We start from the raw sequence: 12,525 nt of genomic DNA, 5'->3' as shown, positions 1-12,525 counted from the left end.
GGTCCGAAGCACACTGGTTGATCCGGTAGGCTTTGGAGGGTAGGAGCCGCTGGCACCAAGCGGGTTGAATCTGGACGGTCTGAAGGCTGGTTCGCGGGTTTGACTCCCAAGTGTGAGGCGGGTAAGTTTGAAGGGTTGCCCCGGAGGCTGGCCGGTCTGGTTGGTTGATGGTGTGTGTCCGATTCTTGAGAACTCAACAGCGTGTCAAAAATCGATGCCAATTACCTCGTCCCGAGGCTGGCTCGGAACTGTCCATGAGGGTGGTCTGGGTTGGTTTTGGAACGAATTATCCTTTGGTTGAATTGAACTTCTAGCTATTTACGGCTGGTTGTTCGACTTCAGTCAGGTTTTCGGACCCTTCATCGGGTTCAAAGTTTGCTCGCCTCTTTTCGGGGTGGGTGTTTGAACATCAACGGAGAGTTTGATCCTGGCTCAGGACGAACGCTGGCGGCGTGCTTAACACATGCAAGTCGAACGGTGATGACAGGGCTTGCCTTGTCTGATCAGTGGCGAACGGGTGAGTAACACGTGAGTAACCTGCCCCAGACTCTGGGATAACCCCGGGAAACCGGAGCTAATACCGGATATGACACCAACCTGCATGGGTATGGTGTGGAAAGTTTTTCGGTCTGGGATGGACTCGCGGCCTATCAGCTTGTTGGTGAGGTAATGGCTCACCAAGGCGACGACGGGTAGCCGGCCTGAGAGGGCGACCGGCCACACTGGGACTGAGACACGGCCCAGACTCCTACGGGAGGCAGCAGTGGGGAATATTGCACAATGGGCGAAAGCCTGATGCAGCGACGCCGCGTGAGGGATGACGGCCTTCGGGTTGTAAACCTCTTTCAGCAGGGAAGAAGCGAAAGTGACGGTACCTGCAGAAGAAGCACCGGCTAACTACGTGCCAGCAGCCGCGGTAATACGTAGGGTGCGAGCGTTGTCCGGAATTATTGGGCGTAAAGAGCTTGTAGGTGGTTTGTCGCGTCTGCTGTGAAAATCCGAGGCTCAACCTCGGACTTGCAGTGGGTACGGGCAGACTAGAGTGTGGTAGGGGAGACTGGAATTCCTGGTGTAGCGGTGGAATGCGCAGATATCAGGAGGAACACCGATGGCGAAGGCAGGTCTCTGGGCCATTACTGACACTGAGAAGCGAAAGCATGGGGAGCGAACAGGATTAGATACCCTGGTAGTCCATGCCGTAAACGTTGGGAACTAGGTGTGGGTCTCATTCCACGAGATCCGTGCCGCAGCTAACGCATTAAGTTCCCCGCCTGGGGAGTACGGCCGCAAGGCTAAAACTCAAAGGAATTGACGGGGGCCCGCACAAGCGGCGGAGCATGCGGATTAATTCGATGCAACGCGAAGAACCTTACCAAGGCTTGACATACACCGGAATCACTCAGAGATGGGTGCGTCTTCGGACTGGTGTACAGGTGGTGCATGGTTGTCGTCAGCTCGTGTCGTGAGATGTTGGGTTAAGTCCCGCAACGAGCGCAACCCTCGTTCTATGTTGCCAGCACGTCATGGTGGGGACTCATAGGAGACTGCCGGGGTCAACTCGGAGGAAGGTGGGGATGACGTCAAATCATCATGCCCCTTATGTCTTGGGCTTCACGCATGCTACAATGGCCGGTACAAAGGGCTGCGAAACCGCGAGGTGGAGCGAATCCCAAAAAACCGGTCTCAGTTCGGATTGGGGTCTGCAACTCGACCCCATGAAGTCGGAGTCGCTAGTAATCGCAGATCAGCAACGCTGCGGTGAATACGTTCCCGGGCCTTGTACACACCGCCCGTCAAGTCACGAAAGTCGGTAACACCCGAAGCCGGTGGCCCAACCCTTGTGGGGGGAGCCGTCGAAGGTGGGACTGGCGATTGGGACTAAGTCGTAACAAGGTAGCCGTACCGGAAGGTGCGGCTGGATCACCTCCTTTCTAAGGAGCAGTCATTTATGGCAGCCCGGTCTGTCCCCGAGTGTGGGGCAGCGGGTGCTCAAGGGTGGAACATCGATTATTTGGCACCGACCTGGTGCTCATACACAAGTACAAGCTCGGCTTCCTTCGGGGGGCGGGCAGTGGAACGTGGTGGGTGCGGGGTGGGTGCCTGACACGTTGTTGGGTCCTGAAGGATCGGACGACACGCGCCGGGCCCGGTTGATACCGGGTTCGTTGGTGTGTGCCGGCTGGTTTCTTCTGGTCGTGGGCCCYGCCGAGATCACAGTTTGTCTGTGGTGGGTGTGGGGTGCCGGTTGTATTTTGAGAACTTCACAGTGGACGCGAGCATCTTTGTAGTGTTCAAGTTTTTAAGGGCACACGGTGGATGCCTTGGCACCAGGAACCGAAGAAGGACGTAGGAATCTGCGATAAGCCTCGGGTAGTCGATAACCAGACTGTGATCCGAGGATTTCCGAATGGGGAAACCCGGCTGGAGGCAAGTCCAGTCACCCGCACCTGAATATATAGGGTGTGTGGAGGGAACGTGGGGAAGTGAAACATCTCAGTACCCACAGGAAGAGAAAACAACAGTGATTCCGTGAGTAGTGGCGAGCGAAAGCGGATGAGGCTAAACCGGGCGTGTGTGATAGCTGTCAGGCGTTGCACGTTCGGGGTCGTGGGACCCGCCAGCTGGCTCTGACAGGCCAACAGGGAGTAAGAAATCTGCGTCATAGTCGAAGAGCATTGAATGGCTCGGCACAGAGGGTGCGACCCCCGTAGACGAAATGGTGTGGACTCCCGGTGGATTTCCCAAGTAGCACGGGGCCCGAGAAATCCCGTGTGAATCTGGCAGGACCACCTGCTAAGCCTAAATATTCCCTGGTGACCGATAGCGGACAAGTACCGTGAGGGAAAGGTGAAAAGTACCCCGGGAGGGGAGTGAAATAGATCCTGAAACCGTGTGCCTACAATCCGTTGGAGCCTCCCGCCGTTGGGCGTGTGGGGTGACAGCGTGCCTTTTGAAGAATGAGCCTGCGAGTTAGTGCTCAGTGGCGAGGTTAACCCGTGTGGGGAAGCCGTAGCGAAAGCGAGTCCGAATAGGGCGCCCATAGTCGCTGGGTCTAGACCCGAAGCGGAGTGATCTACCCATGGCCAGGTTGAAGCGCAGGTAAGACTGCGTGGAGGACCGAACCCACTTAGGTTGAAAACTGAGGGGATGAGCTGTGGGTAGGGGTGAAAGGCCAATCAAACTCCGTGATAGCTGGTTCTCCCCGAAATGCATTTAGGTGCAGCGTCACGTGTTTCTTACCGGAGGTAGAGCTACTGGATAGCTAATGGGCCTCACCAGGTTACTGACGTTAGCCAAACTCCGAATGCCGGTAAGTGAGAGCGTGGCAGTGAGACTGCGGGGGATAAGCTCCGTAGTCGAGAGGGAAACAGCCCAGATCACCAGCTAAGGTCCCTAAGCGTGTGCTAAGTGGGAAAGGATGTGGAGTTGCTGTGACAACCAGGAGGTTGGCTTAGAAGCAGCCACCCTTTAAAGAGTGCGTAATAGCTCACTGGTCAAGTGATTCCGCGCCGACAATGTAGCGGGGCTCAAGCACACCACCGAAGCTGTGGCATTGACATATTGCTCGGCACCGACACCTGCGGGTTCGGTGTCCAGGCGTGTTGATGGGTAGGGGAGCGTCGTGTGGCCAGGGAAGCGGCGGTGTGAACCAGCCGTGGAGGCCACACGAGTGAGAATGCAGGCATGAGTAGCGAATGACGGGCGAGAAACCCGTCCGCCGAATAACCAAGGGTTCCAGGGTCAAGCTAATCTGCCCTGGGTAAGTCGGGACCTAAGGCGAGGCCGACAGGCGTAGTCGATGGACATCCGGTTGATATTCCGGAACCGGCGAAGAACCGCCCATGATGAACCTTGTGATGCTAAGTGCCTGAAGCACGCCCATCAACCCTTCGGGGTTACCGGGTGTGTGGAGCGCACGACCCGATCTGGTAGTAGTCAAGCGATGGAGTGACGCAGGAAGGTAGCCTCCGCGTGGCGATGGTTGTCCACGTCCAAGGGTGTAGGGCGCGATCCAGGCAAATCCGGATCGCATGAAGCCTGAGACCTGATAGTGACCGCGAATGCGGGAAGAGGGTGATCCTATGCTGCCGAGAAAAACTTCTAGCGAGGTTCGAGCCGCCCGTACCCCAAACCGACTCAGGTGGTTAGGTAGAGAATACCAAGGCGATCGAGTGAATCGTGGTTAAGGAATTCGGCAAAATACCCCCGTAACTTCGGGAGAAGGGGGGCCCTGATCGTGACGGAACTTGCTTCCCGAGCGTGATCGGCCGCAGAGACCAGGGAGAAGCGACTGTTTACTAAAAACACAGGTCCGTGCCAAGTCGCAAGACGATGTATACGGACTGACGCCTGCCCGGTGCTGGAACGTTAAGGGGACCGGTTAGCCTCACGGCGAAGCTGAGAACTTAAGCGCCAGTAAACGGCGGTGGTAACTATAACCATCCTAAGGTAGCGAAATTCCTTGTCGGGTAAGTTCCGACCTGCACGAATGGCGTAACGACTTCTCCACTGTCTCAACCACGAACTCGGCGAAATTGCACTACGAGTAAAGATGCTCGTTACGCGCAGCAGGACGGAAAGACCCCGGGACCTTTACTACAGCTTGGTATTGGTGTTCGGTACGGCTTGTGTAGGATAGGTGGGAGACTGTGAAGCCGTCACGTCAGTGATGGTGGAGTCAACGTTGAAATACCACTCTGGTCGTTCTGGATATCTAACCTCGGTCCGTGATCCGGATCAGGGACAGTGCCTGGTGGGTAGTTTAACTGGGGCGGTTGCCTCCTAAAAGGTAACGGAGGCGCCCAAAGGTTCCCTCAGCCTGGTTGGCAATCAGGTTTTGAGTGTAAGTGCACAAGGGAGCTTGACTGTGAGACAGACATGTCGAGCAGGGACGAAAGTCGGGACTAGTGATCCGGCGGTGGCTTGTGGAAGCGCCGTCGCTCAACGGATAAAAGGTACCCCGGGGATAACAGGCTGATCTTGCCCAAGAGTCCATATCGACGGCATGGTTTGGCACCTCGATGTCGGCTCGTCGCATCCTGGGGCTGGAGTAGGTCCCAAGGGTTGGGCTGTTCGCCCATTAAAGCGGTACGCGAGCTGGGTTTAGAACGTCGTGAGACAGTTCGGTCCCTATCCGCTGTGCGCGTAGGAAACTTGAGAAAGGCTGTCCCTAGTACGAGAGGACCGGGATGGACGAACCTCTGGTGTGTCAGTTGTTCTGCCAAGAGCACCGCTGATTAGCTACGTTCGGAAGTGATAACCGCTGAAAGCATCTAAGCGGGAAGCACGTTTCAAGATGAGGTTTCCAGGCCCGCAAGGGCGAGAGGCTCCCAGCTAGACTACTGGGTTGATAGGCCGGATGTGGAAGCACAGCAATGTGTGGCCACTGATTGATATCTCCATAGAGTTTCGGCTGTCATAGCGAAGGGGAAACGCCCGGCTCCATTCCGAACCCGGAAGCTAAGCCCTTCAGCGCCGATGGTACTGCACTGGTGACGGTGTGGGAGAGTAGGACGCAGCCGGACACACTTTGTCAGAGCGCCCCGGACGGAACTTCATTGATCCGTCTGGGGCGCTCTTTCTTTTTTGTGCTCGATGACGCCAGAGGTGGCGCCGACCGCGGTCGGCGCGGAAGGATGCTGAACATGAGTGACCAGGACGGCAACGAGAGCCGAGGCGAGCGCCGCGACCGCGACGGCGGTCAGCGCGGGCCCGCACGCGGCCAGGGCGCCGGCCGAGGCTCCGGCGCCCCCCGGTCCGGCGGCCCCCGTCGCGACGATCGCGGTGGCTACCGGTCCGGCGACCGACGCTCCACCGGCGGTCGGGACGACCGCGGCAGTTATCGCTCGGACGACCGTCGCTCAGGTGGTGGCCGCGACGATCGCGGTGGTGGCTACCGGTCCGACGACCGACGCTCCACCGCCGGTCGGGACGACCGCGGCGGGTACCGCTCCGACGACCGTCGCCCCACTGGCGGTCGGGACGATCGCGGTGGCTACCGGTCCGACGACCGACGCTCCACCGCCGGTCGGGACGACCGCGGTGGCTACCGGTCCGACGACCGACGTCCCACTGGCGGTCGGGACGATCGCGGTGGCTACCGGTCCGACGACCGACGTCCCACTGGCGGTCGGGACGATCGCGGTGGCTACCGCTCCGACGACCGTCGTTCTGGTGGTGACCGTGGCGGCTACCGTTCCGACGACCGTCGCCCCACCGGCGGTCGGGACGACCGTGGCGCATACCGGTCCGACGACCGTCGTTCTGGTGGTGACCGTGGCGGCTACCGTTCCGACGACCGTCGCGCCACCGGCGGTCGGGACGACCGCGGTGGCTACCGCTCCGACGACCGTCGCTCCGGTGGCGGACGAGATGATCGCGGCCCCCGCCGCTACGACGACCGGCCGCGCCGGGATGACCGTCCCCGCGGCGGCGCCGGCCGCCCGCAGGACGAGGAGCGTCGTGGCGGTTCTCGTCTGACGCCGAAGTCGCCGCGAAAGCCCGAGCCAGCCATCCGTGAGGGTGTCACCGGCCACGAGGTCGACCGCGGCGTCAAGAACCAGCTGCGCACCCTCTCCAAGGAGAACGCCGAAGGGGTCGCGCAGCACCTGGTCATGGTCGCCGAGCTGCTCGACGTCGAGCCCGAGGCCGCTCTGGCTCACGCTGAGACCGCCGTCCGACGTGCGGGCCGCGTGCCGGCCGCGCGCGAGGCACTGGGGCTCGTGGCGTACCGGCTCGGCGACTGGGCCCGCGCGCTGGGGGAGTTCCGTACGGTTCGCCGCCTCTCGGGTTCCAGCCACCTGCTGCCGCTCATGGTCGACTGCGAGCGGGCGTTGGGTCGTCACACCAAGGCTCTCGAGCTCGCACAGTCGGAGGAGGCCAACAACCTGGCCATCGACGACCGGGTCGAGCTGGCCATCGTCGTCTCCGGGATCCGGCGTGACCTCGGGCAGCTGGACGCGGCGGCTGCCGCCCTCAGCGACCTCGTCAAGCGGATCAACCCGAATCGCCCGTCGGCGGCCCGCCTCTTCTACGCCTACGCGGACGCGAAGCTCGCCGCAGGCGATACCGATGCGGCACGCGACTGGTTCGCCCGGGCGGCCGAGGCCGACCACGAGCTCACCACGGACGCGGCAGAGCGCCTCGAGGAGCTCGACGGGGTCGACGTCACCGACCTGCTCGGAGACGAGGACGACGACGACTTCGGTCCTGTTGACCGCGCGGACGACAACGCGGACGACGAAGACGCGGACGACGAAGACGCGGACGACGACGCGGACTCTCGCCACTGACATGCAACGGGCCCGACCACACAGGTCGGGCCCGTTCGCGTTTCTGGACGACCCGGCCCCCGCTGCGCGCGTCCCGCCGAGCGCGGCCCTACGCTCGAGGCGGGAGGTCAGATGACAACGGACACAGCGGACGCCGCGCTGATCGCGGCCTACGACGGGGTCGTGTGCGACCTCGACGGTGTCGTCTACCGCGGTGCCGACGCCGTGCCCGACGCCCCGAAAGCCTTGCAGGGTCTACGATCTCGTGGCATCAAAGTCGTCTACGCCACGAACAACGCATCTCGCGTGACGGCCGAGGTCGCCGAGCACCTTACCGGCCTCGGAGCTCCGGCCACACCTGATGACGTCGTGTCGAGCGCGGAGGCGGGGGCGGCACGACTCGCGCGAACGCTTCCCGCTGGATCGCGCGTTCTCGCACTGGGCGGCGATGGCGTCGTCGAGGCGCTGGACCGGGCCGGGCTCGACCCGGTGCGTCCGGTCCAGGCCGCAAAGGAGGCCTCCGACCCCTCCTCCTCGGTGGCGGCAGTGCTGCAGGGGTACGGCAAGGACCTGCGGGTGCGGGACTTCGAGACCGCGGCGCGGCTGCTCGGGTCCGGGCTGCCCTGGGTGGCGACGAACGACGACGCGACGCTGCCACTCCCGTGGGGTCAGTCTCCGGGGAACGGCGCCTACGTCGACCTGCTGGTTGCCGCTGTCGGACGCCGGCCGGACGTCGTCGGCAAACCCCACCCACCGCTCTACCAGCTCGCGCTCGACCACCTCGGCACGGACCCGTCGCGCACGCTCGCGGTCGGTGACCGCCTCGCGACGGACATCGACGGCGCCGTGGCCGCCGGCATCGACTCGGTCTGGGTGCTCACGGGGGTGGACCTCCCGTCCGACCTGATGGCGACGGACTCGGCACCGACGTATCTGGTCGGCTCCCTGTCCGATCTGCTCCAGCCGTACGCCATGCCCGTGGCCGAGGCGGAGAGCTGGCGATGCGGGGCGGCAGTCGCACGCTTCGTCGATGGCGCGCTGGAGGTCCGGGCGGACGGCGGGAGCGACGTCGAGGTCGTCCGCGCGGGGGCCGCGGCCTTGCTTCACGAGCGCGACGCGGGGCGTCCCCGGGACGAGCTCGCGCGCGCGGCGGCCGACACCTTGGACTCCCTGGTTCGTGGCGCCGCGCCGACCGGGGGAGCGAGCCCGCTCACCTCGCCGACGGGGCCGAACAGGTAGCGTGGGCGGACGCAGGACTCGGCACGAACCAGCACGGAGGACACCATGTTCGGCGACAGTGACGCCCGGCGCGAAGATCTCGGACAGGTCGAGGGCGTCGAGGAAGTCGACGACCTCGCCCATGTCGACGAGCCCGTCGCTGATGCGGTCGGTGAGGCAGTCGACGACGCCGGGCGCGGAGCGTGGCAGGAGCCGGAGGACGTCGCCACACCCGTCCCGCCCGTCACGGGTGACGCTGCGGTCGACGAGGCGATGATGCAGCTCGCCCGATCCCAGGCCGGCTCGTTCGCCGAGCGCATCGAGTCGGGCGAGCACGCCCACCGCAGCCTGCAGAGCCGCCTCGGCGGCCTCGGTGGGGCGTGACGGCGCCCCGACTCGACGTCGAGCTCGTCGCCCGCGGCCTCGCGCGGTCACGCACCCAGGCACGTGAGCTCGTCGCGGCCGGAGTCGTCCTCGTCGACGGCCGGCCCGCCACGAAACCGGCCCAGCACGTCGACGACGCGTCCGCCGTGGAGCTGACCCGCGAGCCGGACCGGTGGGTCGGACGAGCCGCCCTCAAGCTGTTGCACGCCGTGCAGCTGTGGCCGGTAGAGGTCCAGGGGCGACGGTGCCTCGACGTCGGCGCGAGCACCGGTGGGTTCACCCAGGTGCTGCTCGAGCACGGCGCCGCCCACGTGACGGCCCTCGACGTCGGCCACGGGCAGCTCGTCTCCTCGATCGCCTTCGACGACCGCGTCAGTGACCTGCCGGGCACGAACATCCGCGACGTCGACCCCGACGCCCTCGGCGGGCCGTTCGACCTCGTCGTCTCGGACCTCAGCTTCATCTCGCTCGCCATCGCGCTGCCGGCCATGCGTCCGCTCGTCACCGATGCCGGTGACCTCGTCGTCCTCGTCAAGCCGCAGTTCGAGGTCGGCCGTGAGCGGTTGAGCCGCACCGGGGTGGTCACGTCACGCCACGAGCACCGCAGGGTGCTGCGCGATGTCGCCCAGGTCGCCTCCGAGGTGGGGCTCCATCTGCACGGCGCGGTCGCCAGCCCGATCACCGGGGGTGACGGCAACCGAGAGTTCCTCTTCTGGCTCGCGCCCCGTCCGGTCCCCGACGCGTCCCCGACCTCGGCGGATGACATGCTGGAGGCCATCGACCTGGAGGGAGACTCGTGACGCGCCGGATCCTGCTGGTGGCTCACCCGCGCCGCCCCGAGGCCCTCACGGTCGCCAAGGCCGTCGTCGAGCGCCTCACCGCCCTCGGCATCGACGTGTCGCTCCAGGCCGACGAGGCGCACGCCCTGGACCTCAAGGACAGCGCCCGCGTGCACATCGCGTCCAAGGAGGAGCAGGTCGCCGAGGGGTGCGACCTCGTCGTCGTGCTCGGCGGCGACGGCACGATCCTGCGCGGGGCCGAGTTCGCCCGGCGGGTCGACGTGCCGCTCCTGGGCGTCAACCTCGGGCACGTCGGCTTCCTCGCCGAGGCCGAGCGCGACCACCTGCACGCGACGGTCGAACACATCGCCAACAACGACTACGCCGTCGAGGAGCGCATGACGCTCCACGTCGACGCCCGGCTGCACGGCGAGCTCATCGCCAGCAGCTGGGCCCTCAACGAGGTGAGCGTCGAGAAGGCGGCCCGCGAACGCATGCTCGAGGTGACGGTCGAGGTGGACGGACGCCCGCTGTCGAGCTGGGGCTGCGACGGGGTGATCGTGTCGACGCCGACCGGCTCCACGGCATACGCCTTCTCGGCCGGCGGGCCGGTCGTCTGGCCGCAGGTTCAGGCCATGCTCCTCGTGCCCAGCGCGGCGCACGCCCTCTTCGCGCGGCCGCTGGTGCTGGGACCCGACACGAACCTGGCGGTCGAGATCAAGGCAGCCACGGAGGGTGCCGGCGTGATGTGGTGCGACGGGCGACGCCACGTCGACCTGCCACCGGGCGCCCGCATCGAGGTGCGACGCGGCATCCGGCCGATCCGGCTGGCCCGCCTCACGAGCGCGCCGTTCACCGACCGGCTCGTCGCGAAGTTCAACCTCTCGGTCGAGGGGTGGCGCGGCAACGGCGACACGGCGACGCCGGTGGACGGCGTCGGCGGTGGTGAGGGTGCCCGGCCCTAAGGTGGTCCCGTGTTCAGCCAGATGAGGATCCGTGGCGTCGGCGTCATCGACGACGCCGTCCTCGAGCTGAGCCCCGGGCTCAACGTGCTCACCGGAGAGACCGGCGCCGGCAAGACCATGGTCGTCTCGGGGCTCGGGCTGCTCCTCGGCGAGCGCGCCGACTCCGGCCTCGTGCGCACCGGGTCCGACTCCGCCCTCGTCGAGGGCGTCGTCCAGCTCCCGGCCGACCATCCCGCGCTGGTCCGCGCCGACGAGGCCGGGGCCGACCACGACGACGGCGAGCTCGTCATCGCCCGCACCATTGCTGCGGCCGGTCGCTCGCGCGCCCACGTCGGCGGCCGCACCGCGCCCGTGTCGGTCCTGGCCGACCTCGGCCAGCTGCTCGTCGCGGTCCACGGCCAGGCCGACCAGTGGCGCCTCAAGCAGGGTGACGCGCACCGCGTCGTGCTCGACGACTTCGGTGGGTCCGAAGTCGTCGCTCTTCGCGACCGGGTGGCCGAGCTCTACGACCGGTGGCGCGAGGCCGCACGTGAGCACGACCGCCTCGTCTCCGAAGCCCGCGACCGCGCCCGCGAGATCGACTCGCTCACCGCGTCGCTCGAGGAGATCGAGTCGGTCGACCCGCAGCCCGGCGAAGACGTGGCCCTGCGTTCGGAGGACGCCCGGCTCGCGCACGCAGACACGCTGCGGCTGGCCGCCGCCCAGGCGCTCGCCGACCTCAGTGGCGACGAATATGCGGCCGAGCCGGCACCCAACGTGCGTGACCTCATCGGGTCGGCCCGGGGGGCCCTCACCCCGGCCACGACGCACGACGAGTCGCTGGCGGGTCTCGATGCCCGGCTGCACGAGCTGGGCACCCTCGTGACCGATCTCAGCGCCGACCTCACGGCCTACCTCGACGACGTCGAGCTCGACCCCCAGCGACTCGGCTTCGTCCAGGAGCGTCGGGCCGCGCTGGGCGTGCTCACCCGAAAGTACGGCGAGAGCGTCGACGAAGTGCTCGAGTGGTCGGGACGGGCAGCCGCCCGACTCGACGACCTGGTCACGGCCGACGACCGCGTCGAGCGTCTCGGGGCCGAGGTGGGCGAGCTGCAGGAGGCCGTGGTCACTGCTGCGCTCGCCCTGTCCGACGCACGGCGGGCGGCAGGGGAGGACTTCGGCGCCCGGGTCTCCGAGGAGCTGGCACACCTGGCGATGGGCAAGGCGGTCGTCCAGGTCGACGTCCGTCGCCGCACCGACCCCGAGGGCGTCACCCTCCCCGACGGTGAGCGGGTCCGCCTCTCCCGACATGGCATCGACGACGTCGAGATCCTGCTGGCCGCAAACCCCGGCGCCGCCCCGCGCAGCGTCGCCAAGGCAGCGTCCGGAGGCGAGCTCTCGCGCGTCATGCTCGCCCTCGAGGTCGTCGGGTCGCGCAGCGCCGCGGCCGACGGCGCGGGTGGCCCGCCGACGTTCGTCTTCGACGAGGTCGATGCCGGCGTGGGTGGGCGCGCCGCCCTCGACGTAGGGGCCCGCCTCGCCGCCCTGGCGGAGCACGCCCAGGTCATCGTCGTCACCCACCTCGCCCAGGTCGCGGCCTTCGCCGACCGCCACCTCGTCGTGCACAAGGCCGACGACGGGCGCATCACCTCGAGCAGCGTGTCGGTGGTCGACGGCGATGCCCGCCTGCGAGAGCTGTCGCGGATGATGGGCGGCGACCCCGACTCCGAGGCCGGGCTCGCGCACGCCGGTGACCTGCTCGAACAGACCGGAGAGTCGCGGGCGTCGGCCCGCAGCACATCGTCGGTTTCGTCCGGTTCGTCACGCACCTCGGCGCGCCGTCCGTCGGGCACCGTGCGCAAGCCGGCACGCAGCGCCGCCCCCGCCTGACCGCTTCGGTCGCCGTCCGCGCGACGTGGCACGATTGAG

Annotated in this window: 6 protein-coding genes, 1 rRNA gene and 1 other annotated feature; all 7 genes read left to right on the top strand. The window is 65.8% G+C overall.

Features of this window, described 5'->3' with window-relative positions; all coding sequences use genetic code 11:
- The first annotated feature begins 409 nt into the window (after positions 1-409).
- The 7 genes from AC1DE0_RS14595 (at position 410) to recN (ending at position 12,486) form a co-directional block, all read left to right on the top strand.
- A 16S ribosomal RNA gene (locus AC1DE0_RS14595) occupies positions 410-1,931 on the top strand.
- Positions 1,932-2,289: 358 nt separating this feature from the next.
- Positions 2,290-5,525, top strand: a sequence feature (most likely nonfunctional fraction of RNA operon).
- A 120-nt stretch (positions 5,526-5,645) separates the two neighbouring features.
- On the top strand, positions 5,646-7,292 hold the full coding sequence (locus tag AC1DE0_RS14590) for a tetratricopeptide repeat protein (RefSeq protein ID WP_478101747.1): 1,647 nt from the start codon (positions 5,646-5,648) through the stop codon (positions 7,290-7,292).
- Positions 7,293-7,403: 111 nt separating this feature from the next.
- Positions 7,404-8,510: an HAD-IIA family hydrolase gene (locus tag AC1DE0_RS14585; protein ID WP_478101745.1), complete on the top strand. Its 1,107-nt coding sequence runs from the start codon at positions 7,404-7,406 to the stop codon at positions 8,508-8,510.
- 45 nt (positions 8,511-8,555) lie between these two features.
- The gene (locus AC1DE0_RS14580; protein WP_478101743.1) at positions 8,556-8,873 is read left to right on the top strand and encodes a hypothetical protein; all 318 of its coding nucleotides are present in this window, start codon (positions 8,556-8,558) and stop codon (positions 8,871-8,873) included.
- Entirely contained in the window at positions 8,870-9,673 is an 804-nt protein-coding gene (locus AC1DE0_RS14575; protein WP_478101740.1) for a TlyA family RNA methyltransferase, read from the top strand. Before AC1DE0_RS14580 ends, AC1DE0_RS14575 begins: the two co-directional genes overlap by 4 nt.
- Positions 9,670-10,617, top strand: coding sequence for an NAD kinase (locus AC1DE0_RS14570; RefSeq protein ID WP_478101737.1), 948 nt, complete (start codon positions 9,670-9,672; stop codon positions 10,615-10,617). Before AC1DE0_RS14575 ends, AC1DE0_RS14570 begins: the two co-directional genes overlap by 4 nt.
- Positions 10,618-10,626: 9 nt before the next feature.
- Positions 10,627-12,486 carry a DNA repair protein RecN gene (gene recN / locus AC1DE0_RS14565; RefSeq protein ID WP_478101735.1) on the top strand — a complete coding sequence of 620 codons (1,860 nt, stop codon included), beginning with the start codon at positions 10,627-10,629 and terminating at the stop codon, positions 12,484-12,486.
- Positions 12,487-12,525 lie beyond the last annotated feature (39 nt).

The sequence above is a fragment of the Terrabacter sp. 05T424 genome (assembly GCF_056396225.1).
This window is presented reverse-complemented; position numbering and strand designations above follow the sequence as displayed.

What these genes read in the sequence shown, in the direction of transcription:
- AC1DE0_RS14580 (WP_478101743.1), top strand. Translation starts at nt 8,556, where the DNA reads ATGTTCGGCGACAGTGACGCCCGGCGCGAAGATCTCGGACAGGTCGAG.
- AC1DE0_RS14590 (WP_478101747.1), top strand. Translation starts at nt 5,646, where the DNA reads ATGAGTGACCAGGACGGCAACGAGAGCCGAGGCGAGCGCCGCGACCGC.
- AC1DE0_RS14585 (WP_478101745.1), top strand. Translation starts at nt 7,404, where the DNA reads ATGACAACGGACACAGCGGACGCCGCGCTGATCGCGGCCTACGACGGG.